The organism is Mycobacterium sp. E2699, from assembly GCF_001666745.1.
GTDB lineage: Bacteria > Actinomycetota > Actinomycetes > Mycobacteriales > Mycobacteriaceae > Mycobacterium.
Genome location: NZ_LZJH01000143.1, coordinates 16030 through 41899, shown reverse-complemented (window position 1 = coordinate 41899; position 25870 = coordinate 16030). Strand labels below are relative to the sequence as shown.

General features: G+C 58.6%; 16 protein-coding genes and 1 other RNA gene. 12 read left to right on the top strand and 5 right to left on the bottom strand.

Going from position 1 to position 25870, the window contains the following annotated elements:
- The first annotated feature begins 4 nt into the window (after window positions 1-4).
- From A5696_RS23815 to A5696_RS23790, 6 genes are all read left to right on the top strand, one after another.
- The gene (locus A5696_RS23815; protein ID WP_067883445.1) at window positions 5-850 is read left to right on the top strand and encodes a maleylpyruvate isomerase family mycothiol-dependent enzyme; all 846 of its coding nucleotides are present in this window, start codon (window positions 5-7) and stop codon (window positions 848-850) included.
- A 134-nt stretch (window positions 851-984) separates the two neighbouring features.
- Window positions 985-1947 carry a hypothetical protein gene (locus tag A5696_RS23810; protein WP_067883444.1) on the top strand — a complete coding sequence of 321 codons (963 nt, stop codon included), beginning with the start codon at window positions 985-987 and terminating at the stop codon, window positions 1945-1947.
- 182 nt (window positions 1948-2129) lie between these two features.
- Window positions 2130-2497: a transfer-messenger RNA gene (ssrA, locus tag A5696_RS23805) on the top strand.
- A 75-nt stretch (window positions 2498-2572) separates the two neighbouring features.
- Entirely contained in the window at window positions 2573-3667 is a 1095-nt protein-coding gene (locus A5696_RS23800) for a site-specific integrase (protein ID WP_067883443.1), read from the top strand.
- A 402-nt stretch (window positions 3668-4069) separates the two neighbouring features.
- Window positions 4070-5065, top strand: a complete 996-nt coding sequence (locus A5696_RS27390) for an AAA family ATPase (protein WP_082969121.1) — start codon at window positions 4070-4072, stop codon at window positions 5063-5065.
- A 424-nt stretch (window positions 5066-5489) separates the two neighbouring features.
- Window positions 5490-5669 carry a helix-turn-helix domain-containing protein gene (locus A5696_RS23790; RefSeq protein ID WP_067883547.1) on the top strand — a complete coding sequence of 60 codons (180 nt, stop codon included), beginning with the start codon at window positions 5490-5492 and terminating at the stop codon, window positions 5667-5669.
- 366 nt (window positions 5670-6035) lie between these two features.
- Here A5696_RS23790 and A5696_RS28560 read toward each other — a convergent pair whose 3' ends face one another.
- The 3 genes from A5696_RS28560 to A5696_RS27835 all read right to left on the bottom strand — a co-directional run bounded on the left by A5696_RS28560 (window position 6036) and on the right by A5696_RS27835 (window position 8977).
- Entirely contained in the window at window positions 6036-6209 is a 174-nt protein-coding gene (locus tag A5696_RS28560) for a DUF1232 domain-containing protein (RefSeq protein ID WP_231964579.1), read from the bottom strand.
- Between the two features lie 48 nt (window positions 6210-6257).
- Window positions 6258-7865, bottom strand: coding sequence for an SIR2 family protein (locus tag A5696_RS27380; RefSeq protein WP_082969120.1), 1608 nt, complete (start codon window positions 7863-7865; stop codon window positions 6258-6260).
- Between the two features lie 278 nt (window positions 7866-8143).
- A complete protein-coding gene (locus A5696_RS27835) occupies window positions 8144-8977 on the bottom strand; it encodes a hypothetical protein (protein ID WP_156738572.1) in 834 nt (277 codons plus the stop codon).
- Window positions 8978-9346: 369 nt separating this feature from the next.
- Between A5696_RS27835 and A5696_RS27375 the strand changes: the two genes are divergently transcribed.
- From A5696_RS27375 to A5696_RS27365, 6 genes are all read left to right on the top strand, one after another.
- Complete coding sequence (locus tag A5696_RS27375) at window positions 9347-11209, top strand: Druantia anti-phage system protein DruA (protein ID WP_197517063.1); 1863 nt, start codon at window positions 9347-9349, stop codon at window positions 11207-11209.
- A gap of 15 nt (window positions 11210-11224) precedes the next feature.
- Window positions 11225-12853, top strand: a complete 1629-nt coding sequence (locus tag A5696_RS27830; RefSeq protein ID WP_156738571.1) for a hypothetical protein — start codon at window positions 11225-11227, stop codon at window positions 12851-12853.
- Window positions 12850-14304 carry a hypothetical protein gene (locus A5696_RS27825; RefSeq protein ID WP_156738570.1) on the top strand — a complete coding sequence of 485 codons (1455 nt, stop codon included), beginning with the start codon at window positions 12850-12852 and terminating at the stop codon, window positions 14302-14304. The genes A5696_RS27830 and A5696_RS27825 overlap by 4 nt, the downstream gene beginning before the upstream one ends.
- A gap of 116 nt (window positions 14305-14420) precedes the next feature.
- On the top strand, window positions 14421-18785 hold the full coding sequence (locus tag A5696_RS27370) for a DNA translocase FtsK (protein ID WP_197517062.1): 4365 nt from the start codon (window positions 14421-14423) through the stop codon (window positions 18783-18785).
- Window positions 18786-19229: 444 nt separating this feature from the next.
- Entirely contained in the window at window positions 19230-20606 is a 1377-nt protein-coding gene (locus tag A5696_RS23785) for a hypothetical protein (RefSeq protein WP_067883546.1), read from the top strand.
- Window positions 20607-21286: 680 nt separating this feature from the next.
- Window positions 21287-22828: a serine/threonine-protein kinase gene (locus A5696_RS27365; protein ID WP_231964577.1), complete on the top strand. Its 1542-nt coding sequence runs from the start codon at window positions 21287-21289 to the stop codon at window positions 22826-22828.
- Window positions 22829-23200: 372 nt separating this feature from the next.
- Here the strand turns inward: A5696_RS27365 and A5696_RS27820 are convergent, their stop codons facing one another.
- Both A5696_RS27820 and A5696_RS23770 read right to left on the bottom strand, forming a co-directional pair.
- Window positions 23201-24346 (bottom strand): hypothetical protein, encoded by a 1146-nt coding sequence (locus A5696_RS27820; protein ID WP_156738569.1) that lies wholly within the window; start codon window positions 24344-24346, stop codon window positions 23201-23203.
- Between the two features lie 457 nt (window positions 24347-24803).
- The gene (locus tag A5696_RS23770; RefSeq protein ID WP_067883439.1) at window positions 24804-25703 is read right to left on the bottom strand and encodes a universal stress protein; all 900 of its coding nucleotides are present in this window, start codon (window positions 25701-25703) and stop codon (window positions 24804-24806) included.
- Window positions 25704-25870: the final 167 nt, after the last annotated feature.

Here is a 25870-nt window from a genome sequence, read left to right as displayed (position 1 = left end):
GACCATGGCCGATCGCCCCGTGACCAAACTGGACAAGTCCGAGGTGCTCGCCGGCCTCTTCGCGGTGTGGGACGACATCGACGCCCTGCTCGACGGGCTCACGGAGGCGGACTGGCAGGCGGCCAGCCCGCTGCCCGGGTGGGACGTCAAGGCACTGGTGGCGCACATGATCGGCACCGAGTCCTTCCTCGCCGGCGTCGCCGCGCCGCAGCCCGACATCGACGTCTCGGCGCTCGAGCACGTCCGCAACGATATCGGCGTGATGAACGAATGCTGGGTTCGTCACCTGCGCACCGAAGCCGGCGCCGACGTCCTGGCACGGTTCAGGGACGTCACCAGCGACCGGCGCAAGGCGCTGACGAGCATGTCCGACGAGGAATGGGACGCGGTGACGCCGACGCCGGTCGGCCCGGAAAGCTACGGGCGGTTCATGCGGGTCCGCGTGTTCGACTGCTGGATGCACGATCAGGACATCCGCGAGGCGTTGTCGCGCCCGTCGTCCGATGACGCGTTGCGCGGGCCCGCGACGAAACTCTCCCTCGACGAGATCGCCTCCACCATGGGATACGTGGTGGGCAAGCGCGGCAAGGCGCCCGACGGCTCGCGCATCCTGTTCGAGCTGACCGGCCCGGTGGCCCGCGAGATCCGGGTCAGCGTGGATGGTCGCGCCCGGCTGGTCAGCGACTTCGGCGGCCAGGAACCGACGGCGACGATCCGGCTGGACGGGTTGCAGTTCACCAGGCTTTCCGGCGGGCGCCCGATGAGTCCCGCGCGCTCCCGGGACATCGAACTGGCCGGTGCGCGGGACGTCGCGACCCAGGTCGTCGAAAATCTCAATTTCGTGATTTAGCAGCATCTTTGGCCGCGATGTAGGTCACACTGCGCGGCGTATGTGTAGCCCTGCCGCCTCATTGGGTAGCCGCAGAAGTACAGGCGCGCCTCGCGCCGACACCGAATCGTCAACGCCAGGAGGGCCGACTAGTTATGACTGCACCCGACACCACTCGTTTGCTCGCGCAGCTGCGCACGCTGCTCGATCTGACCAACACCGAGATCCAGATCGCGGAGACCCGCGTGATCCAGGCGCGCACCGAGGCGGTGCGCCGCGAGCTCTCGCAGAACGCTGCGAACGGTCGCAAGCGGGCCGAGGCTCTGGCCGCGGCGATCCGCAAGCTCGGCGGTTACCCCGACGTCATCGGCCCGTTCCTGGGTCGCGCGGCCGCGGCGGTCAAGGCGCTGACGGAGCAGGCCGAACCGTTCGACGAGGCCCTGCTGGGTGACCTCGCGCTCGAGGACCAGCTGCTGGACCGTGCCCGCTACGCCAAGGCACTGGCGGTGGCCGCCAAGCGCCAGGACATCGAGAACCTGGCCGAGCGCCTGATCACCGCCCACTCGGCGACGGTCGACTGGCTGACCACCGTGCTGGCCGAGGATGCGCTCGGCGGGCCGGCCGCACTTCGTCGCACACCTCTCCAGGTGGCCGCGGGTACCGCCGTGAAGCTGGTCAACCTGCCGGTCGCATGGTCGGCGCGCGGCGTGGACCGGACCGTGGATGCGCTGCGCTCCGCGGGTCCGGCGTTCAACGACCTGGTCAAGCGCGGGGGCAACGCGGGTGAGATCGCGGCCAAGGCGCTGTCGGCTTCGCAGAGTGCGGCGCTGAAGGCCGCCGAGCGCGTCACCCGTTCCGAGGGGGCGGACGGGGCCGCCGACGCGTTGCACTCGGGCCGTGCCGCCGCCGGTGTCCTGGACGCCAAGGAACTGCCCATCCGCAAGTACGACGACCTGAACGTCAACGACGCGGTCGCCGCGATCAAGGAGCTGACCTCGGCCGATGACGTCCGCACGATCATCGCCTACGAGGAGGCGCACAAGAACCGGCAACGCATCGTTTCGGCAGCGCAGACCCGCGTCGCCGCCATCGCGCAGGACGTCGTGGGGATCAAGTAAGCGGTCGGCAACGTTTTCGCCGCTTCGACACCGAGTACCCCCTGGAGTCGTGAGACCGGGGGGTACTCGGCTGTCGCGGGTCGGTCGGTCGGGAAGTTTTTTCCGTCGTCCGTCGTTGGTTAGCGCGTACCATTGATTTTCCTGCCGAAAATCGGCGGGGATGCTCGAAGGAAGATAGACAAGGGGCTGAAAGGTTTCGACTTCGCGCATCGAATCAAGGGAAGCGTGCCGGTGCAGGCAAGAGACCACCGTAAGCGTCGTTGCAACCATATAAGCGCCGATTCACATCAGCGCGACTACGCTCTCGCTGCCTAAGCGACAGCTAGTCCGTCAGACCGGGAACGCCCTCGACCCGGACCCTGGCGTCAGCTAGAGGGATCCACCGGTGAGTCCGGTCGCGGGACTCATCGGGACATACACAGCGACTGGGATCGTCATCCTGGCTGGTTCGCGTGACCGGGAGATCCGAGTAGAGGCATAGCGGACTGCGCACGGAGAAGCCTTGAGGGAATGCCGTAGGACCCGGGTTCGATTCCCGGCAGCTCCACCGATTTACCAGCACAAACAATAGTGGCTACAAAGCGAGTCAGCACCACGTCAGCACATTGGTCGATATGATGCCGCCATGGCGTTCATTCGCACCCGCAAGCGCAAAGACGGCTCGCCTTACTATTCAGTGACCTATCGACTCGGGGGCCGGGGTAGTCGCCAGTCGTCCACATCTTTCGCCGACGAGAAACAGGCCCACCGATTCTGCAAGCTTGTCGACTCGCTTGGACCTGAACGTGCGATGGAGGTCGCTGGGGTCGTAGACGCCCAACGCGCCCTGTCGGGGCTGACGGTCGGGGAGTGGCTAGACCGCCACATCCGCAGTCTCAGCGGCGTGGAGCGAAAGACGGTGACCGAGTACAAGCGGTATGCCACGCGCGACATCGGGCCGGCGCTCGGGGTAATCCCGCTAGGCAAGCTCACCCGCGACGACGTTGCCGAGTGGGTGAACGGCATGCACAAGGCGGGTGCCGCTGGCGGCACAATTGAGAACAAGCACGGGTTTCTGTCGGGTGCGCTCAAGCGTGCCGTCGAAGATGGACAGTTAGCCGCCAACCCGTGCCAGGGCGTCCGGCTACCGCGCACTGAGGAACAGGAAATGGTTTTCCTGACCCGCGAAGAGTTTCAAATTCTCAAGGCGGCGTTTAGCCCACACTACCAGCCGTTAGTAGAGTTCCTGGTGGCATCGGGTGCCCGGGCTAGCGAAGCGTTGGCGCTTAGGCCGTCGGATGTTGACCGCGAAAAGTCGACGGTGCGGATCGTCCGAGCCTGGAAGCGGGCTGGGTCCGGTTATGAGCTGGGACCGCCCAAGACCAAGAAGTCGGTGCGCACTATCAACGTTCCCGAAATCGTCCTCAGCCAGCTCGATTACAGCAATGAGTGGTTATTTACCAGCACGAATGGCGGGCCAGTGCGCATATATTCATGGCGCTCAAATGTCTGGTACAAGACGCTTGCGAAGGCCCAGAAAGCTGGCCTACAAAAGCGCCCGCGCATCCACGACCTAAGGCACACCTGTGCGTCTTGGATGATTCAATCAGGTGTGCCGTTGCCGGTTATTCAGGCCCATCTAGGGCATGAGTCAATCAAAACGACGGTTGACAGCTATGGGCACTTGGATCGTAGCAGCCACGAGGTTGCAGCCAGCGCTATCGCGAAGATGCTGGTTTAACCTAGAACACGATGATCTTGTGTCTGAACGATTTGCCGTACCGTTGTGAAACAATAGGAATCAGCACGACACGGCGGGGTCGCGCTGGTAGGCGCACGAATGGATGTGTCACCAACATCGCCAGTAAGCATCGCAATTATGACCGAAGCCATTCTGATCGGATACGAGGAAGTCTCCGCACTAACCGGAATCCCCATTAATACGCTTAAGGACCACCACGCGCGGCGTAAAGGGCTGGGTACTAAGTCGGCAGTCATCGCTGGCCGAGTGAGGTACCGCAGGTCAGACGTCATCAACTGGGTGAACGAACAGTTCACCCGCCTAGATGAGGCGCCGGCGAAGGCCCCGTTTGAGCCATTGGGTAAGCGGTCCCTTATTAACAACTAAAGCAGCAGGATTAAGATGACCAATAACAGTGGCATGTACGTGGATGTGTCCGCTGTCCTTCGGGGCGGGGCCGTGGCGCCGGAACCTGACATTCTAGAATTTGTCGACGCATCCTATCTCTTCTACTCTGGCGAATTTAATTTAATTTATGGAGACACTGAATGCGGCAAGACCTGGCTGTGCCTCGCGGCAGTTGCATCGACCCTAAAGCGCGGCGGACGCGCTGCAATCATTGATCTTGACCATAACGGGGCCGCCAGCTTGATTAATCGCTTGCAATTGTTGGGGGTTCCTACGGAACTTCTTACTGATCTGCATAGTTTCAGGTTGTCCGAGCCGGTAACGGAGCTAGAGCTGAGGCGGCTTGTCTCCGACCTAACTGTGTTTAGGCCCGATGTGGTTGTCCTAGATTCACTCGGCGAGGTCATCCCGCTATTTCGGGGTAACAGCAACAACTCTGACGACTTCACTCTCGTGCACGGCGATGTGATTAAGCCCCTAGCGCGGGCAGGTGCTGCGGTGCTCGTGGTAGACCATCTGCCTAAGAACGCCGATTCCCGCCAACACGGTCCGATTGGAACCCAAGCTAAGACGCGCGCCGTCGGCGGACTAGCAGTGAAAGTGTCTGTCGAGCAGGCATTTCGGCCTGGCAAAGGCGGAGCCGCGACGTTGGAACTCTTCAAAGACCGCCACGGCGGAGTCCGCCAACAGCTACCGGATAATGACCATCGTCCGGTCATCGGCACCTTTAAAGTGATCGAGGACGATACTGGACACTTGACTTACGGCTTCCAACACGCCGTCACGGTTGCACTGGATAAGCAAGCAAAGTACGACCGCGCGCGTGCCGTTGGCGATGCTGCCACGCTGCTCGACCTGTACGACGGGGGAAAGGACGTAGACACGATTCGCGCGATCAAAGAAGCGCTTAATTGTGGGCAGTCCCGAGCTGAGCTGGCACGCACGGCGTTTCAGGAGGAGCTCAAACGTCGGGCAGCAGAAGCTGCATAAGCAGCTGGTCGTCACGTACCCGGGTACATGCAATCCCTAGGGTTGCGCGTACCCGGGTACAGCCGTCTTTCGGAGGAGCTAGCGGAAAGTCAGCAGTTAGCACCGAAAGCCCGCTGTGCCTCATCGGCGGACAGCTCTAGCAGTATGCCGATATGGCGCCACAACAAGCCTGGTCGCGGCGCCGCGATTGCCGCTCGTAGCTCATTAGCCGCTGCGCTGAACCGCTCCATGTTGTAAACATGGACGTTCGGATCGTCCGGGCCCAAGTCTAGCCAGCGCTAAGGGGCTTCAGCTTCAGCGGCCTCTTCTTCCTTCGTCATTGCGGTTACAGGTTATGCCGAGATTGGGCGAGAGCATTACGGAGGCCGAGTGACACGGTCGACGTTGCCGGGATGCGCGCCCGTTGAGTGATCTAATGTGCGCCATGAGCGACAGCCCGGTTATGACGTTGCAGGAGTTCGCCGAGATGGTCAACACGCCGGTCAACACGGTTCGCCATTGGCGCGCTATCGGGTACGGACCCAAGACGGCACGTATTGGCCGGCGCGTAATGGTGCGGCGCGCAGAAGCCGAAGAATGGCTAGCCCAGCAGTTCGCGACCTAACATTCTCACCGAGCGCGGTGCGACGGCTAAGCCCGAATGTCTGCCCTGGCCTCGTCTGCTGGACTTTTCGGCGGAGAGAGAGCGCACGCTGGGCGGTACAAGGCGGGTGCTGATTGCCTAAGGGGGTCCCCCCCACCCTCCGTGTCGATCTGCTCAATGCGAACGAATCGACTTGGGCTTTATTTTGCTGCGTTGGTTCGGCCAGTTGATTGCTGGTCAGCGCGTTGGTGATGTTGGCGGTAGGCGAGAGTACTGCGGACGCACTGCGGACGGAGACTGCACTAGCCTTCGGGCGGAATCTCATCCAGGAAGACGATTCGGCATATACACAACGGTGGGGTCGAACATCCCTCCGGTTAGCGTGATTCAGCCCTCTTGGGCCAGACCGCAGACCCGGCACAGCGTCCCGCAGTCCTTCCGGTGTGCCAGGCCAATGTTCTTGCAGCATCTACGGGCCGGCGGTGCGCACCACGATGCGCAGCATGACGCGACAAGGAGGGCGTCATCGAGCCATCCGATGACGGGGACGAAGTCTGGTATCAGTCGGATGGGCGAGAAGATACGGACCGGGCGGAATGATACAGATCGCTAATCCCGAGGTTCACCCACGACAGGTACTTCGACATCCAGCGATTGGCGGAGGGCCTGTGTATCGCCCTCGTAGTCAAAGCCGTAAACGAGGCGGTCGTACTTACATGCGAGTCGTGCCACATCAGTGGAGATTTTTCTTGACCGAGTAAGAAGCTGTACCAGAAATTCTCGGAGCGCAATTACGTCAGCTTCCTCATAGCGGCACCAGACACCGTGATTTATTGCAACCCGATCGCTTTCACGCAGTAGCTCGCGAAAACTCTTCTGCCGTCGGGACGTAGTCGGCAAAATACTTGTAGGGAAGAGGTACTCGGCATCACTTAGGGCTGCTTGCGCTCGCTCCGGTAGCGTTTCGATTTCCCGAACTCCACCGTTCTCATCAATACGGCCGGCAAGACGCAGTGGATAGTAAACCGGCAGATACTTTACGACAGACAGTAGCTCGGGAATCGCTCTGCTCATCAGAGCCTCAGTATTGTGTTGCGTCGCGCCAAACAGCATATCTCGAATTAGATCCTCGCGGCTGAAATGCCCGTACCCGATCTCGGCCAGCCGTTCGGAAGTGCCCACGCCGACGACTACCTCTAAATTGTTGAGGTCTTCGCCTTCGGCGATAGGTAGGACCCGGAGTCTTCCTTGAGGTGTGCTGTCATAAGCCAGTCTGTACACGCTCTCTTTGAGCTGCCGCATAAGCTTCGCGGGGAATGTTCTGGGCAATGTGGCGAGCATATCGTAAAGCTCAGAAAAGTCGAACAGTGAGTATTCACGTATGGCGATAGTGTGGTTAGCCACAGTGAGCGTGCCGTGCGAAAATTCCGTGGCTTGACCCTTTTCTTTCCGATTAACGAAAACAAGACGGTCGTTCAGAACATCTCTTTGAGACTGCGTTAGACATTCCACCAGATTGGCTAGAAGTTGTCTAATGTGTGCGTCGCTAACACTGTAGCCAATAAAAATAATCGGGTGTTCTACAAATAGCGTAAGTATTTTTGCAATCAGATATGGGTTGCGGTTCCAATACGTCTGATAGTCGTCTCGGGTCAAAACAAGACTTCGCGGGTCCGACATGCTGCCGTGAATTTTGTAAATTTCACCGACTGATTGCAGCGTTGTGAAGAGTACATCGTTCTGGCCCACAAACGTCTCAAAATCCGGCATGCTCTGCTCCAATAGTTCATCCCAGTTTGTGGTTAGAACTGCTTGGATATGAGCCCGAGAAAATTTCTCCAACTCTTTCCGTCTTGGACCTGATTCCGGCGGAGCGAGCGTTTTCAGGTATTTGACGATCTCGTATTTGAGAGGATCGGAACGGTTACGCACGTACTGTTCGAACTCCGTCCGCGATGCGGCGTATTCGGGAGCGTTGTACCAGGGCTCGAACAGGTCGTCGGCCAGGAGGGTGGCAACCAGCGGCATATCGTCTTCCGCTTTGGCCCGGTAGTAGGACATTGGCCGCCCAAGCCGCTGCGCAAAAATCTCTAGGAGACCGATCCACGTTGGAGAATCGAGGTAACGGCGGGAGAAGCCGGAACCGACGAAGAGAACCGGTAGCGCAACACCGTTACGGCTCAGAACCTCGCGAAGTTGCTCGGTAGCTTCGGACATAGTTTCCCCACCTGTCGGCTAGTTGCGTGCCGACAAATCTAATCCTTGAAAAGGACAGAGTGATTGGCGAATCGCCGAGAGTTGGTCTCCTTCGCGCAGAGAGAGATCGCTGGCAGGTTCGAGGCATGCAACAGCGCTTAAGGTTTCTTCGCCGTCTTGCGTCGAGGCCAACAGAGACCAGTTCAGAGAGATGGAACGCTGGCCGTTCGAGGCGAGCATGAGGCGCCGCGAGAGGGCGCCCCCCAGCGCGCTTGACTCGCCCGAGCGATCGATCAACCTCACTGCTCGTTTCGCCAGTCATTGCGTTCTTGCTGAAGTTCTGCATGGGAAACTTTAATCATCGACATATCGAGCCAATTCAACGGATGGATCCAATCATTCAGAATCCGCTGAGCATGGATCTGCTCAATCCTCCCGTAAGGTTCGAATACTCGAACCAGCACTTCTCGGTTAGCTTTCGCAACTGTTTGCCAATGGAGGTTTCTATCCCAAATTTCAATCGGTCTCCAAATCTCGACCAGATAGTCGAGGGCATTAGCATTACATATTCCAGCCGATCGAAGACTCAGCACCAGGGAGACGATCTTCGGAATGCGACGGAATGAGTGATTCCGCTCTAGCGGTGTAACCCACTGGCACCGATCTTCATGACGGACATAGTCGACATAGAGTGGGCCTTCCCGGTGGTCGATGATCGCGTTGCGGAAGATCCAATCGACGTCGCTTGGCCCATCGAGGAAGTGGGAGCGCCGCTCCATGTCGAGAAGGCGTTCAATCTCGCCTAGAGTCGCCGGGCAGCCGTCATAGGCTTCTACGTATAGACCTCGCGAGAGGTGATCGTTGAATCTTCTTATCTGTTCGTTAATGCGTGGGGTACTTATGCTCCAGCCAGCGCGAGCCAGGTCCACCAGGATGGCAAACGACGCTGCTTGCTCACCGGCGAAGATGTCAAGTATTGCCGCCGACTCGAATCTGCCGTCCTTTTGCATCCAGTTCGCATCGGTCACCAACCGCTCAACGTAACGACCGAGCATCTCGAGCCCTTCGGCGATGACCTCGTTTCGTTCACTCGCGGGAAGGTTGATCAGGCACTTGAGTGCCCTGGGCTCCATTCGCCGCTCCTAAAGCTCTGCACATGAACATGACAGCCATCAAGTCACCATGCCAGATCGATGTCGACCGGGTCCGGCGACTGTGATCGCCGTAACCCTGCAGGGGGATTGAAGCACGGTAGACAGCGTGCTGAGTTGAAATGCTTGCCGGCAACGCTCGAGTGCTCGACGCTCCCAGTGCAATGGGATGGCGGCGGTCGCCCTCGTAGTCAAGCCACTTCGGTGACTGAACACTTACCTGTGGAGAGTCCGGCACCCTTGCACGTAGCAGTTGCACGTGCTGCGCTCGTTCTGCGAACGAGAGGGCTAGGCTTCGACCGTGCGGTTGGTGTCACGGCGGCGGGCCCGAGCAGCTACTATCGGACGTCTATGAGTGGATCACCGACCGTCCGCGTGGCCGCCAGTGACGTGCAGAGTTTCGAGCCAACGCGGCTTGGTCCGCTGGTGGTGCGCTACCGGGACTTGCTAGATCGCTTGGCGGACACGAAGCAATCACAGATGCTTGACCTTCTCGAAAGAGAGGCCAGCGACATAGGCGAAGACGTGCACGACGTCGAAACGCTCGTTTTTAAGGTCGCAGTGCTCGTGCTTCGGGATTACATACTCGCCGGCTACTATCCACTTGTCCGAGACGGGCGGTGTTTTCTCGCAAACGCTGGCGGATCCGCGTCGCTTGATACGACTGTTCAGCGAGCACTGCTTCGATCGCGGTATCGCGCTGGTCGGGCGCATGCTTTCGTCGACCGTGGCCAGACGAAATGGCTTGATGACGCGGCCACGCTGCTTCGCAGCACGCAGTACGCTCCCCACCACGCCCTTTCCGAACTGGCTCAGCAGCCACCTGCAATTTCTGTACGCAGTGCGTCCAACGTCGACAACGACGCGGAGTCCCGCACGCTTTGGCGGGCAGTGCGCGCTACGTGGTCGATGGGCGTCGAGGCTTCCGCGCCCGGACGTGAAGTTTCTGTCCTTGTAACTGATTCTCGTTGGCCGCGTTTGCCACTCGGGATACTGCAACTGCGGAACGTCGTGCCCGAGATCCGAGCACGAGACGATTGGCTGGCAACTTCTGCCGGAGACGCATCAGGCAAGGTTGGCTTCGTCGGGCGGTTGGCGGCAGACCCGATTCGTGCGCCAGAACGGGCGGCCGCGACGCGTGACGTCCTCGAGCGGTTACTTCGCCATGTAAATACTGATGGCTTAGCTGATGCGGCGGAGACCCGCGACGTCGAAGCACTGGGTCGATTGGTTCGAGCGCATCGGGAACTTTTCGACGAAACTAGAGCCACGGGTAATCAGGGCCTTGAGAATAGGCATTTACGTATCGTGAAGCGGGCGCAAAGTGCGTCAGATCTCATACGTGGCATCGAAGTTCTGGGTCGGATTATTTCAGGCGCACCACTGGAATTATTGTCGGCCAAAGATTTGCAAGATTTGGACGCAGGCCTTCGCAAGCTCTGGCATTATCACATGGGCTTTGTCGCTATTGAGCTTTCGATCTGCGGCGCTGCTCCGCCGTTCGGGCCAATTAGAATGGGAAAGCTTATGGCCGCGCTCGCCGGATCTGCAGAGGTGATCTCATTATGGGGAGTTGACAGACCCCTCGGCCAAATCTCGACAGTCGTATACGACGAAGGTGTGCGAGATGCCGTACCGAATCCTGGTCCGCTTGTGGTCTTCACATCTGGGCTGTACCCCGGCCACAGCGCGCAGTACAACCGAGTCTCGGTTGGTAAAGCAAAATGGCGAAAAGTAGGCGAGACAACGGGCTTCGGCAGCTTTCATATTTCCTTCCAGACGACCGAAGCGATGCGCGCTCTTAATGCAGCCGCTGACGGGTACACGCATATATCGCGAGCTTTTGGGGAAGGATCGGGAGCACGGTTCCGTTCAGTTGGAAGGGCGTTGTCTTATGCGGGCTTGCCGGACCTTCGCCGGCACGCCACGAGGCGGCCTCTGTATGTGCTCCCTTTGGTCGATGACCCCTCGGCCGTCATTCTCGGCTGGTCAGAACCTCCCCGGCTCCACCTACCATCGGCTACTGAGGTCGCCGAGCAATGGTGGGAACGTTGGGTTCGACCCACGGCTGACGCGCTGATCCGCCGGGCTAGATTGGAGACTGGGCTCGACGCAGAGTTGTACGACCTCATTAGCGAGGTAAGGCGCATCCAGTTCTCTAGACTAAGTGCACCAATGACTTTGTTCGACCAGGACAACGCCACGGGTACCTAGAGTCAAGGAGAAGTGTTGGCCGACCAGGCAGGACGCAGCGAGATTCGGTCAATTTTCGAGCGCGGCGCTGTGTACGCCGACCGCTGGACGGCGGAGGTTCGAGCGGCATTGGACGTACCGGATGAACTCGCTGACGTCGTGGCTGCTTCACTCGCGGCGCGACGGTCGGTCGTAGTCGCTGGTAACGCCGGGGACGGAAAGTCTCATCTCGCCCAGTGCGCACTCGACAGACTTGCAACGCGCACATGTTTTGAGGTGACACGAGATTCACCAGTTCCTCTCCCTGTTCCGAAGGACTCTGTCATCTTCATTCGAGACGCCAGCAGTCTGTCCGACGGCGAGATCTTGGCAACCGTCAAGGCCACTGAGGCCGCTGACGCAACCTTGCTTCTGACAATCAACGAAGGACCGTTGAGTTCACTTGCACAAGCATCGGAGGATGCGTTTTTTCCCGAAATACGTGAGGTACTGCACCGGAGGGCCATGGGAGACGAAGAACCTGATGAGGAGTCGGAGTTTCTTGTGATCAACTTGGCAGGACGGCAGCTACCTCGGTCAGCGTTTGCTATAGGGGCGCTCGAAAAGCTACTCCCGGTCGCCGCAACTTCGCCGTGTTCTACGTGCAGAGATTCGTCGTCCAAGGCCTGTCCGCGTGTCGTTGGGGCAAAGATGCTTAGGGCATCAAAGACTGCGCGCGGCCGCATCGGCCAATTATTGAAGATGCTGAGTGATGGTGGCCGGCATCTTTCGGCGCGTGAGGTGTGGGTATACCTGATAGATCTATTTTTTGGATGGACCTGCCCGCCGGGTGGCGACGAAGTGGACCGCTTACATGGTTACTTCTGGATGCAAATATTTGAAGCCGCCAATCGAGTTGCCGGCGAGATTTCAGTTCAGTTCGACCCGGTCACGGTACCGATGGCCCGCGAAGATGTTGACATTTGGCAAGGCCGCTTCGGTAATGTGAAACTCGATTCAGTAGAATATCCGGGGCCAGTGCCAAGTATAATTGCACGCGAAGACGAAGATCGCGGGCTCGAAGCCTTCGAATGTGCGAAACGGTGCTACTTTTTCTTTGGCCGCAGACTTGATGTTGCGAGCTTGCTGTCCCGCAAATCTTCAGCGCCTGAGTATGGACGAATGCTTGAGGACGCCCTGTCGAATCCGCGTCCGATCGTACGTGATCTGGTGCGACGGATAAATCGGTATCGTCTTGAGAAAGACACCGAAAACGACCTGTGGATAACTCGACAACACGGATTGACGGCGCATCGAAGGCCGTCAGCATTAGCGTCTACAGGTAAACAGCCGATCGATTCTCTAGAACTACGCGTCCCATACGCGAGGGAGTATGAAGCATACCAGCAGTCAGGGTTTTTCCCGACGCAAGTCTTCCTGACCTGGGCTGATTCCGATCAATATCTATTGATTGATTTTGACACGTGGGTACGCTTGGGGGCCGACCGCGTTCTGACGGTGGACCGAGGTCAGGAAACCCTTGACTTCGCTGTAGATCTGTTTCTTTCGCAGGCCGGCATCGCCGCAACAGAAGACCCGGAAGTTCACATATTCGACCATCGCACGAGCGAAGCTACTCAGCTTCGTATAAGGCCCGAAAAACTCGAGATCGAGGTAATCAATTGACGATCGCGGCGCCGCTCGATCTCAATGAGTGGTTCAATGACCAGACCACTAAATTTCTCGTCATCCTCCCAACTTCAAACTCGCCAAAGCCCGTACACGTCTTGAATGGATTTTTTCATAATTGCCTCTCAGGTCAGCGCTCTTTCAGGCCGGCAGTCGATCTCGTCGCGACATCAGACAGAAACCCGGGGGGTTGGGCGATCGGAAATGACCAACTATTGGAGAAAACACGCTTAAAGTTGCCGAAGGAAGATTTCCGGCTGGACCGTCTAAGGCGAGCAGTGCGATCGCTTATAGCATCAGACGGCGCTGTCTTTTTGGCCAATGCGTCATTTCAACTTGCCCACCTAGGTCTAGTGACATCCGATAGAACTCACTTTCGTCTAGGGGAATTGGCGGCGCGTTTGGCTTTTCTCAGACCGGAAGCGCCCGAACTAATACGGAATCTGACAGCGCGGCTGCGACAAGCGCAACCAAATCCGTACTGGGCAATAGAGAAATTGCTGTCAGACGATGCGACAGTTGAGGCACTGGACGTGAAGGATCCGTCACCGGCAACGTGGTGGGCCGAGGAGGCCACTGTTGCGAATCTTGCCGAAGACCTTGCTGGGCTGGTAATTCGTGCTTTGCAACTGAGCGTGCAGTCCAAGGATTCTCTGTTGGGACTTCAAACTTTGGCGTACAGCGCGACGTTCGCTGGTCTACTCGCATTTGCACAGGTGCCCGAAATACTTGTGTCTGGTGGACAACCCTACACACTTCTTTGTGAAGCCGGCGACCCTGGCTCGCTGTCTACTGTGCGCGCGGCTTCTGCTGAATCATTGAATCGGGTTGATCAAAGTTTTAGGGAGTATCTATACACGGCTCTTCGGGCCGAAATTGTCGACCGGTTCGACGGCGCAGTTCCCGATGGGAGCGAGGCTGTGACCTATATTCAGCAATGCAAGCAAAAGAAACTGGCAGGCGGTCGCGAACTAGCGCCAGAGAAATTGCGAGAACTCTACGTTAGTTGGCGGGCCGACTATGACCCTGAGATCTCGATGGCTAGGACGCTCGAAGAAGCACTCGCAAGCGCGATGGGGAACAAGCCCCGTGATTGGTTCTCTGCGGTCGGTCGCCATTGTGGGTTCGTCGGCCCAAGGCGCGGACCTATGCCGCGCTTGCGCATAGAGGTGGCCCTTGCGCCCGCGCTCGTTTTAGCAGGTATCGACGAAGATGACGATCGCGCGGTGCCGATGTCGGTATGGAGTGATCGACTTGCTGAGCGGTTCGGCTTGGTGTTCGGGCCAAGTGAACGCGCGCGCGAAATGGCCCAACGAGCAGCCGAAGATGAACTTGAGCAGAATCAGATTTTCCTAGCGCGCCTTCTCTCTTCGCTTGGGCTTGCGCGACGCTACAGCGACGGAGTTACGGAAGTGCTCAATCCATTGAAGATTTGGGCAAAGCAGTGACCGGCGAGGACAGGCTAGCGGCTGCCGTATGTCAAGCTGTTCGAACGCGGCTGGACGAAGGAGTCGCGTTTGTCCGCGTACCGCCGGCTTTCTCTCCCATGCCGTTGGGCACGATCATGACTGAACTGGCCGCGCGGGGTGGCGTTAGGTTCGCCGTCTTCCTCGATCAGGAATTACCTGAAATAGGCGAAATCATTGCGACATCGGACGTGACTACAGCTATCGACTGGCGCAACGATGCGTTGACTACCGATGCGATTGTGATTATCGGTGATCTCGAACGCGATCGAGCAGCCGGGCTGGCTGAGGTCCCAGTCGTCTCAGTGAACACAATCAAGGTGGCGATTTTCGACGACTTACTTACAGAACTGCGGAGCCAATCCGCACCACAGCCGGCAATTCGCCTAATTCGGAGTCTTCAGACTTGGTCGCAGATAAAAGACCTGGTGGGTTGCGCCGATTATTGTGAAGCCGCTCTTCCTTATGACTCGGGCACTCCAGAACGCATTCGCAAAGAACTATGGCGGTTAGGCCTGCTGCCTGATGATCACGACAAAGCTATCGATCTTAACCGCCTCAAAGCTAACCTTCAGTTGGTTTCGCAACTTCGCACGATGGATGCGAGCACTAGGCAGCGCTTAATCCGTCTAGTCGCTACCAGCGGGACCGAAACTAAGGGAGGGGACTATGCCCCGCTTCGGTTATTCGCCGCCACTGGCGACAATTCGCACTTGAGAAGCCTTAACTTCGCAGACGTCCAGGCTGCGGTGAAGGCGAGCAGCGGCGGCCGAGGAGAGAAGAAGAAGCAGGAAGGTAGCTCGGATTCATTTAACGATCTTATCGATGAATTTACCAACAATGAATTTGACGAAGACGGATTTCTCGCCCAAGTGGTGGACGATGCCTCCGACGATGTGGCAATAACTGTCGGCTCGACCGAGATTACAGACTGGGTGTATGACAATCTCGAGGGGTTAGATCCGTTGATGTCGGACCCAAGCGCTTCGACGACTTATGCTGAGCAAGCCGGATCAATAGAGGAAGTTCCCGACGAGGCCCCTTTTGCCATTCCTGGTCTGGGCGAAACCGAGTGGCGTGATCTTACCAAGATAGCAGAAAAACTCAGCATACTTGAGATGGAACGGGCTGGTAGGTCGGTCGCGACATGCTCGCAGTTGATCGAAACAATTATCGAGTTGCGGGCCGCTCTTGATCCGTTTAGGCGATCCCTTGGAAGTGAAGGCGTAAGGCTTTTTATGGGGTCGCCGACCGTGCGCGGAATCGCAACGAACCTAGTGACATCTTGGATTGACCTCTGGAAGTCTCTCGAGATGCTACGAGACAATTTAGATAAGGGAGACAGAGTATACGTTCGAACTCTTGCCGAGCAACTCGCTTCGACCGACATGCGCATTACGGTTCACCGCGGAACTACTAACGCATACGTGCTGCCCCTTCATCCGCTTTTCATCGAACCCCGTTTGCGTGCTGCGGAGGAATTTCTGGCGAGTCCGACAGACCTCTCTACAATGTACGACCTAGTGGTTGGATCACTGGATCCTGCCGTGCCGTCTATTTCGGTTCTGGTAGACGGGTCAGCTATATCTCTCGGATATACCGGCCAATTCAAAGGTGCACTGCATTACGCCAGGCAACCTCGTCAAATCGATTCCGCCGATGTCACCCAATCGCTGAAGCAACTAACATCACGCTTTCTCAATGTCCACCCGTACTCGAAGTTAAGTTTGGCGGTTGGTCTGTTGAACCCACCCATTAAAACCACCAAGGCACTATTAAAGTGGATCGCTGATGATGTAGCGGATCGCGTGAGCGTCACGGCATTCAGCTCAGACGCCAATATCGAGGAGCTGCGGAACGCCGTCGCTGAGGCGAAAGAGGAACTCGTCAGCGGAGAGATTGCCAGTCGCGCATTTGACTTTGAAGTCCGCGAATTGAATGATGCAAGTGACTTACCGCGCGTGCTTGCTGACTCTGAGGTTGTCCCACATGTCATGTTCATGTTCGATGTTGCGGACGTAAAGAACTCAGCTCAAGGTGCTGAATTTGCGACACCGCCGCTTGGCAGCCTAATATCCGAATGGATCTTTGACACTGACCCCCTCGAGGATTCAAGGCCGATCATTAGGCCTCGCAGCGGATCGGGCCTTCTCAGCGAATTTATAGAGGCGCAGGCCGGCCTCTTAGAGATGCCGATACCAACTCAGCAGCGATCTCCACTTTTGTCCGATAAGATGTCTCGGACAATTGCTAAGCTAGCCGAGGTATGCAGTTGGCTGGTCTTGTGCGAGGGCGTTTCGTCTCTTGTGCCCCCCCTAGAACTCGGGGGTGCCCGCCTAGTTGGCAGAATGCCCACTGCAACACACGTCGCTTTCGTTTATTCCTCACAGATTGTGCTCCTCGTGGAGCCGGTTCTGGCCTACCTGCAGCAAACAACCTGGATCGCACCAAATCCGGAATCGACTGTTAAGTTTCTTCTGGATGCTGTGCGTATGGCGCTTCCGGAGGGCCTACTCGGGTTCTTTAAAGCGCGTGGCGCCCTTTCAAAAGAGTCGGTGCTGGGTCGACTGGGTCTGGCAGCCGCGGTGGGGTATCTAGCTGACGAGGACGATTCCCAATTGATCGTCAGTCTCGATACAGACGGTGCTCGGCGATGGTTGGGCTTGAGGGAGGGAAGCGATAAACGCGCTGACCTCATCGTCTTCCGCAAAGGCGATGATGTTTGGTCCGTTCAGCCTATCGAGGTAAAGGCCCGCACAGAAGCGGACTCGGCCAGTCTTGCGAACAGTTCAGCCGTCGGAGAAGCGATCGATCAGGTGCGCGTGATGGAATCGCTTCTCCGCCAAGTGTTTGGTCAAGAATCGCCAGAACCTTTCACGACTTCCCGGCGCGAGATCCTCAAGCGGCAAGTATTTCTCGAGGCGTTGCAGCAGTGGGAGCCGATCCGCGTATCGCTTGCCGGGGTTTACCGCGAACGGCTCAAGGCGCTGAATGAAGTCTTCGAGTCCAACAATCCTGGGCAAATCCAGATTGAACCGCGTCTGTTTGTCGTCTCTCCGACCCAGTCGGAGGCTGTCGAGGAGACGGACGCCCAGGATGAGAGCGGCTCAATTTCGGTGACTGCGCTCGGGGTGCCTTGGCTAAAGCGTGCCCTCGACCAACAGCCAGGGTCGGCCGTTGAGATCCCATCCAACCTACTCGACCAACTCGGCGCGGCAGTTGGAGGAGATGCTGCTGACACGGGTCCGACTGATTCCGCCCTTGACGAGGTGACTCCAACGACAAGCGGCGGACAGCGAGTTGCAGGTGCCGTCGTCCAAGAGACCGCTTCCGGAGAAAGACCGTTGGAGTCTGCAGACCGGGACGAAGTTGAGACGCAAGCGGCGCGTCTTCGGGACGCCTTTATTGCCCGAGATGTTCCTTTTCTTCGGATCGATGTTGAGCAGGTGGTCCAGGGACCGGCTGTCATTCAGGTGCCCTTCGTAGTAAAACCGGGAGCGAAGCTTGCCTCAGTTCAAGCCCAGGAAGAAGACTTGGCGCGCGATTTAGGTGTGCAATCGGTTCGGATTGCCAATCTTCGGGGAGTTCCAGGTTATGCCGTAGCGGAGTTGCCAAGGCGATCACGGGTCATACCCGATGTAACGACCTTGCGGGTGCCCGAAGGTGCCGCGGAATATCCCATGCTCGCGCTGGGGGTTCGATCCGATTTCTCACCCGAGTGGGTGAGCCTAGACGCTTTGCCTCATCTCCTGGTCGCAGGTACGACCGGCAGCGGTAAGAGTGTCTTTCTAAGAAGCCTGTTGTGGCAACTGACGCAGCTTTACTGGCCTGAGGACATCGACCTTGTACTGATCGACGCTAAGGGGCTGGCGGACTACCTGGACTTCAGTGATGCGCCTCAGTTTCGCTCGTCGACAGACTTCCATTCAGGCGTATCGGGTGCGCTAGAACTCTTCCAGGAAATTGTTGAGAAACGACTCCCTGAGCGTAGTGCAACCTTCCGTGCCTACGCGCAAGAAGCATTACGCCGCCCGACACGAGTCCAAGTGACGAATCTTCGGCAACTGCTAGCAGATGTCGAAAATTCCGAAGCCGAGGCTCCGCTGCGCCCACTCGTCGTGATCATCGACGAGTTTGCGGAGTTGGTCCTGTCCACAGCAGACCGACGCCGGTTCGAATCGCTAGTCACTCGGTTTCTTCAAGTCGCACGCGCAGTCGGCGGCCACCTAATCGCCGCGACCCAAAGACCCTCGACAGATGTTGTGACGGGCCTCATGAAGAGCAATTTCTCTCGGGTTGCATTGCGAGTGCAGCAATCTGTTGACTCGCGCGTAATTCTTGATGAAAACGGAGCCGAAACACTCCTTGGTCGAGGGGACCTCCTGTTCAAGTCTCAAGAGACGGGCTTACTTCGCCTGCAAGGTTTTTCGGCAATTGGACCATACTCAACCGTAGTCCCGTAAGCGTTGTACGGCACTCGTAAAAGGTCAGGGTTATGGAGTCGCAACGGCTTTGGAGCACGCACCGTGGACCCTGACGATGCTCGCCAGTGCGCACACAGCCCGCAGCCCACTAAGCAAGCACTGGCAAGTCGTACCGTTGGAGTAATCTACTGTGTCTCAGGTGAATAGACGCGCATACACATGCGTATCAGCTAACACTCGTAAGTATCGGCCACCGGCACATTTGCGAGTTGCGCGAGCTTCAAATTGGTGTCCTCTGGCCTGCAGATGGTCCAAAGGCCTACCGGGAGGCACGCATGAGGCCAGGCATCGACGGTCACCCGCTAGCCCCCGCCATTGGCGTGCGTACGACCCTACCGATCCTGGGATCCGCCATAGGTTGAGAAAACGCGTCCGCCTATCCAGACTGGCTCCACGACCCGCAGTGTGACGAGGGGAGTAGTGATGGGACGAGCCACCAATTATCTGAGCGTGTCCCAGTTCGAGCTGCTGCGGTGGGTCGCTGACGGATGCGGAGATGGTGTATACGAAGGTGGCTCGCACCGCGTTTCCGCGCGCGCACTCCATAACCGCGGTCTCCTTCGCGTCGCAGGCAGCGGTGCGACTTGGTCGGCCCAGATCACAGCCGAAGGCAAACAACGCCTGGAAGAAGAAGCCAAACGCCTCGATGCAGAACGAGAACGCGCCCGCCGAGAGGAACAAGCTAGGGAGGCGCGTGAACGCGAGCAACAGCAACTCCGCGACTGCGCAAAAGAGTTGCTGTGTGATGTCATCGCAGCAGGTGGTCGCCTAGACCTCGGGACTAATGCTGACCCTGACGACATCCAGCGGATGCGGGTCAGTCTCGAAAACTCGGGTCATCTGCCCGACAATCAGCGACTTGCCCAGGAATCAACGCGCATGGATCCCGTCCTGGGAGTGACCGTCTATCTGGAGCCAAACTTCGAGACCTTGACTGCCATCCGCTCGTTCGACATTCCCCGTCAGCTTCGAAACCCGCACCCCGCTGTTGTTGAGTTCCAGACCAAAAAGTCATTGGTATCCAAGGCCGAAATCGGTCGTGCAGCGCGCTTCTTGCAAGGGTTGATAGCAGCAGCCAGCGAGGTTGGCTGGAAGATCCCTTCGAGAGCGCGCAGCTGGTCGAGGGGCCGCGCCGAACCAGTTCCTGACCTCTCGCTTCAACTTCCATCGCGAGAGCTTGTCCTCACCGTGCGTGAACTCGATGAACGCGGCCGCCACGTGCAGGCATACGTCACTGAGACCGACTACTACACGCGCCAGACGCGAACAATTGCGAATAAGAATTTTCAAGCGTCGGGTAAATTGGAAGTCACGATCACCAAGATTTGGGAAGACAAAGCGATTCTGTCCTTCTGTGACGCCCCCGGTGCATCGATCGAAGAGCAGTTGCCCACGCTGATCCACAAACTCGAGATCGCCGAAGCTGAAGCCGACTGGTCTCGGCAAGAGGAGACGCGACGCTCAGAGATTCGGCAGAACCGATGGGAGGAAGTAAAGAAGGAGGCGTTCACGAAGCTCACCTACGAACGCAACGCTGAAATGCTCCGCGACCAACTTGAACGTCGGCAGGCCGCCGCAACCATGCGGACATACGCCGACGAAGTCAATGCACGAGCCGATCGGCTCAACGATCCTTTCCAAGACGAAGCCAGGAAATGGTCCGCCTGGATTCGACAGCATGCTGATAGCACCGATCCGATCAACGGGCCGCTACGCCTACTTTGCGTGACATCCGCTAGCCACAACGATCTCGAGCCCCATATGAATGGCTGGAGCAGCTACGGCCCTTATCGGCGGTAGCTCGCACCGGACGTTATCCGACTCGGCGCGCCAAGGCGATCGCGGATCTCTTGGGCGAATGAACGTCACGGTGCTGACGGCAGTCAGCACGTTCCTCAATGTCAACCCATGTTCGCCCAAGTCGTGCCGAGCTGACCCTTCGAGTATTCGCGCAGGTCAACCGTATTATATGCGTCTTGGTTCCCAACGTGACGGTTTCCGATTCCACCCGCATCGTCACTGCTTATCCATCCCTACCGGCTAGCCTCCGCACGGCCCCACACAGGAATCGATGTCATGCGGCCCCTGCCACACTCGACCCATGGACGCACCGGTCGAAGTTGATCCGGTCACCGAGGACTACACGTTCGCCAGTGCTTGACGAACCAAGCTCGCCAATCGCCTCAGCTGTTGGAAGAGCCCTCGGGTCGCAGGCGTATGAAAGCTGTTACAACCCGCAGAAGTACGGGCTATGCATGATTGATTCACGGGTGTGCACGTCGACGTAAAACCCTCGATCGATCCGGGGGAGGCCGCAGACATCGGTCGCATACTGGACGCCGAAAGCGGATTGGCTGATTGAGTGGCCGAGGCCAACCGCTTATCGAGACTTTGGAGTCCATCAATTGAAGGCCACAGCCTGCTAGCGGCCCCGGATTATGGCAGGTGACATCATCTTAATGGCGATTGCTTAGGGGAGGATGATGATCGAGGGGACTCCGTTCGGACGGTACCGGCTCCTAGAGTTGCTGGGTCGGGGCGGCATGGGTGAGGTCTGGCGGGCCCACGACACCGTCATTGATCGGACGGTGGCCATTAAGACGCTGCTCCCGCATTTCGCTGAGGACAGGACATTCGAGCAGAGGTTCCGCAGGGAGGCCCGCGCAGCCGCTCGGCTAGACGAACCGCACGTCGTTCCCATCTACGACGTCGGCGAAATCGACGGACGCCTCTATGTGGCGATGCGTCTCATTAAGGGGCAGGACTTGCAGACCCTTCTCGACCGTGGGCCATTGGAACCCGGTCGGTCGGTAGGCATCGTTGAACAAGTCGCCTCGGCACTCGATGCAGCGCATCAAGCTGGCTTGGTCCATCGAGATATCAAGCCTTCCAACATCTTGGTAACCGATGACGACTTCGCTTACCTGATCGACTTCGGCATTGCCCGCGCCGCCGGAGAGACCGGTATAACGTCCACCGGGGCCACCATCGGCACCTGGTCTTACATGGCCCCCGAAAGATTCAGCAGCGGGGAAATCGAACCCAGCTCCGACATCTACGCGCTGGCATGCGTGCTTTACCAATCGCTCACCGGCAGACTGCCCTTCCCCGGTACCACCTTGGAGCAGATCGCGATGGCGCACATGACCGCGCCGCCGCCCAAACCTTCTGCACAGCGTCCCGGCATCTCCACCGCAATGGATGACGTGATCGCCGCCGGCCTGGCGAAGGGTCCCAGGGACCGATACCCAACACCGAAGGATTTGGCGCATGCAGCACGGGCGGCGCTCAACCAAGACCAGGCTGAAACAGTGGCAGCCCCTGCTTCTGGGAGACCCGCTACCAAGTCAGTATCCGTCGGATCCCGGCGTCGGCGGCTTGCCTCCGGTGCCAGTCTTGCAATCATCCTGCTCGTAGGCATAATCGCGTCGGCATGGCGTCCGTGGGAGGAGCATCAGTCCGGTTCCGCTAATACGATGCAAGATAAGGCCTCGACCGCCAACACACCGACACTGACGGCTTCGAGTGCGGTAGCTCCTAATTCGCTGCCGCCAGCACTTCTCCCCACTACAACGACAGTCACTAATGCGTACCGCTACGCATTACCGGGGTGCTACTCGAAAGACGATCCGCCGACAGAACGTCCCGCCGCAGTCACATTTCAAACCTGTGCCGATGGCGGACAGCGTCTTGAGTCCATGTCATGGAGTTTTTGGGGCGCGGCGGGCGCTCAAGGAACCGGCATCCTCAGCTATCAGGTCTGCGAACCCAGCTGTGCAGAAGGCCACCGTGAACAATACGCCATAAACGTATCGGCGTTCGAGGCACGACCAGCAGTCGACTCTGGATGCCCAACGGACATGATGTTCTACAGCGAAATGATCCTCTCGTTTCCTGCCAGCGCACCAAACTCCACTGAGATGGCAACCGATACAACTTATCTCGGAAGGCCTGCCATACGCTTCACCACCTCACCTGGTGGATCGGCCCGAGGTTTCCTGGGCAGGCAGGTCTGCTACTGAGCGGGGTGGCTGACGCCTGTCGCGAAATAGACGAGTTGTGCGGTGCTCGAAGGAATGTCGCAGAACTCGATCTGACCTTCTGCGTGGTCGGACGCATGCTGAACGAAAATCGTAACCATAGCTAGAAGGTGACCGGCCTAGTCGCCAAGTGCTCGCCTTATGGGGAACGCATGGTTTCCATGGCGGTCGCCCTGGCGCTCGTGTCAGCGCCGGCATGTCTCACAGCGGCCGGATTCGTCGCAGGTGAGCGCGGGGCAGCGGGCGCTGCGCACTCCGAGGCAGGGGGCGCGGGCGTCGGCTCATGTGGCTCAGTCTCCCTTTACGCCTGCGACCTTTCATGGCCTCACCGCGATGGTCAGAAACCGCACAAGGCTACCTAAGCCATTCCGCGTAACGGTCATCGTTACCGAACACACCGGCTGCCTGCCACCTTCCAAAGTTGTCATCGCTGACTATAGACTGCTGCCGAACAAGTGATCCTACGTCTTCTCCGTAGCCGTCGAAGGCCGAAATCGGTTCTGTCGGTTGGATTTTCTGCCACTGGGATCCCTGTTGGACGATGAGCGCGGGATACGCCTTGCGCGAATCCCAGCAAGCTCTCATGCCGCCAGTCAAATCGACCACCAACTTGCAGACCGACTCGCACAGTCCATCGAGGATGTCTTCGCTTGGGCGCGTAATGAAGGCGCCCCAGAACGTCTGGTCATGTTGCGGTCGGCCGTAGATCACAGATTGCAGTTCGCTCCACCTGCCCTGGCGGTAGAACAACCGCACGATATGCAGGCCTCTTTTCGCGTCGCCGTTTAAGAACAACACCTTTGTCGCTGGCGATCGGTGTGTCATGGCATTGCGCGTATCGCGCAGCCAGTCCAGCCACCCCGGTGGCCCGAAGTCGTCCGGTCTCGTGACCGGTTCGAGAAGCTTTTCTTGGAGTGCTCGGCCCCGTGTTGCTGGCGGCTCGACCCTGTTACGAGGCGCCGGTGCTGCCAAGTCCTGAACCAAGCCAGGTCGTTTCGGGGTTCCGACGATAGTCCCCCAGTCGGCGCTAACAACATCCCCCACTCCGAAACCGCCGACGATAATCAGCGCCGCCGAGAGTCGGTCGAGTGTCTGCCCGAGGTGAAAGAAGCAATGCTCTGCCGAACTGACGATGTTGCGCTCTCGCCGGATAGCGGCGTCGTCGTCGTAAATGGCCGCGAAGGCCGCTTCCGGAGTCGTCTCGCCCGATTTCGCCCGCGCTCGCAATGCGTTGGTGTAAGCCACGCTGGCTGCATAGTTTGACTCGCGGTGTGTTTTCGCGGCGAACGACGCGGCGACCAGCGCTTCGCGCGCTCCTCGTACTGATTGAATCAAGTAATCAGCGATCATGGTGAGGGTCTTCCAATTGGAATGGCCGTCCCACCAGGGAAATGCGCCGTTCTGCTGATCCAGCTCCTCGTTGAGGGCATCGTCGAAGGAAAGCAGCGCCGAGTCCGCCGGCTCGATCCGGCGCTCCCATGGTTCATGTCCCGTTACCACCCGACCGATGTTAGGGCCGAACTTGTGACAGCGGGAGCTATCGACGGCCACGGGCTGGTCCGCGCTTGGGTTAACGAGTAATGCGGCCGGGATGGGTGAAAGCTAGCCGGCCTCCTGCCCGCAGTCGGCGAGTTGGTCTGCTGCAGCGATGCCTAGTTGGTCTTCCACACCAGTATTGGATACACAACGCCACCCCCAGGGTGAACCGATCCGGCGAAGTGCTCCAATGGGCGAAGGGTGCTGACGGCGGTCAGCACTCACGTCCTACCGGCTGGTATAGCCCCATGTCACCTCGTGCTGACCCATTTCGCGTCTGCGCAGGTCAACCGTGTTATATGCGTCTTCGATTCCCGGCAGCTCCACCGAGAACTGACTGGTCAGGGCCACAAGCTCTGGCCATTCTCTTTTCCCGTCAACATCAACATTTGTTGGTTAAGCCCACCCACGACGGCCGCCGTCAGGGCTGACGCGCCACGATCACCGGGATCCTGGCCCTGTTGACCACCGCCGCCCCGACGGATCCCAGCAAAGTGCCCCTGAACCGGCCGCAGCCGTGGCTGCCGACCACAATCAGTTGCGCCTGTTCGGACGCCTCGATCAGCCGACGTGCCGGATCACCGGTTTCGATTCTGCGACGGATCCCCACGTCGGGATAGCGTTCGCGCCAACCCGCCAGCCGTTCAGCGAGCGTCTCCTCCTCCTCGGATAGCTGAGCGTCCCATTTGGCGTCCTGAAACAACCCCTTGGAGCCGGAAACCCGGGGATCGGTCCAGACGTGCATAGCCATGAGACCGACACCTCGTCGGGAGGCTTCGTTAAATGCAATAGCAGTCGCCGCTTCCGACGCCGGCGAGCCGTCGATACCCAACAGCACCGTCGTCCGTGCGTCGTCGCCGATCATGGCTCCGTCGTCGTGGATCACGGCGACCGCGCAATGCGCGTGGTAGACCAATGCCGAACTCACCGAGCCCAGGGAACTGCGGGCCAGCGCGCCGCGATGTCCCCGGTAGCCGACGACGACCATCTCCGCGTCTGCGGAGATGCCGACGAGCGTCGGGATGGTCGCCGAATGAAACACCTTGCCATCGATCTGCACCGGACCGCACTCATCAGTGCTCGCCTTGGCGACCTTGATCGCCGACTCGATGAAGCCCCGTGCCCGCTGTTCCTGCCATTGCCTGAAGCCGGCTGGCGCGGCGACCTCGAACCACTCCGGTAAGGGGGCGTCGACGACATGGACCACAGTCAGCGGCACATTCCGCAGCGCTGCATCACGGGCCGCCCACCGGACGGCAATCAGTGCCGCTGCCGAGCCGTCAACGCCTACCAAGATCGCGCCACGTGGTGGTTGCCACATCTGAGTTCATTTCTGATCGGCGATTACCCACCGGCACGATCGCTCAGGGTGGCCGTGACCGTCAGGGCCGAAGAGATGCAAGCCGAAGGACCAAAGGCACCGATTGAAACGCCCAACGCACTCTGGCCGACGCGGCGGCGCTTGAGGCCACAAAGGACATGGAGTGA

Excerpts from the sequence above, each read along its gene's own strand:
- A5696_RS27370 (WP_197517062.1), top strand. The coding sequence starts at position 14,421 with ATGACTGAACTGGCCGCGCGGGGTGGCGTTAGGTTCGCCGTCTTCCTC.
- A5696_RS23800 (WP_067883443.1), top strand. The coding sequence starts at position 2,573 with ATGGCGTTCATTCGCACCCGCAAGCGCAAAGACGGCTCGCCTTACTAT.
- A5696_RS27390 (WP_082969121.1), top strand. The coding sequence starts at position 4,070 with ATGACCAATAACAGTGGCATGTACGTGGATGTGTCCGCTGTCCTTCGG.
- A5696_RS27835 (WP_156738572.1), bottom strand. The coding sequence starts at position 8,977 with ATGGAGCCCAGGGCACTCAAGTGCCTGATCAACCTTCCCGCGAGTGAA.
- A5696_RS23785 (WP_067883546.1), top strand. The coding sequence starts at position 19,230 with ATGGGACGAGCCACCAATTATCTGAGCGTGTCCCAGTTCGAGCTGCTG.
- A5696_RS27380 (WP_082969120.1), bottom strand. The coding sequence starts at position 7,865 with ATGTCCGAAGCTACCGAGCAACTTCGCGAGGTTCTGAGCCGTAACGGT.
- A5696_RS27365 (WP_231964577.1), top strand. The coding sequence starts at position 21,287 with ATGATGATCGAGGGGACTCCGTTCGGACGGTACCGGCTCCTAGAGTTG.
- A5696_RS23770 (WP_067883439.1), bottom strand. The coding sequence starts at position 25,703 with ATGTGGCAACCACCACGTGGCGCGATCTTGGTAGGCGTTGACGGCTCG.
- A5696_RS27375 (WP_197517063.1), top strand. The coding sequence starts at position 9,347 with ATGAGTGGATCACCGACCGTCCGCGTGGCCGCCAGTGACGTGCAGAGT.
- A5696_RS23790 (WP_067883547.1), top strand. The coding sequence starts at position 5,490 with ATGAGCGACAGCCCGGTTATGACGTTGCAGGAGTTCGCCGAGATGGTC.
- A5696_RS23810 (WP_067883444.1), top strand. The coding sequence starts at position 985 with ATGACTGCACCCGACACCACTCGTTTGCTCGCGCAGCTGCGCACGCTG.
- A5696_RS23815 (WP_067883445.1), top strand. The coding sequence starts at position 5 with ATGGCCGATCGCCCCGTGACCAAACTGGACAAGTCCGAGGTGCTCGCC.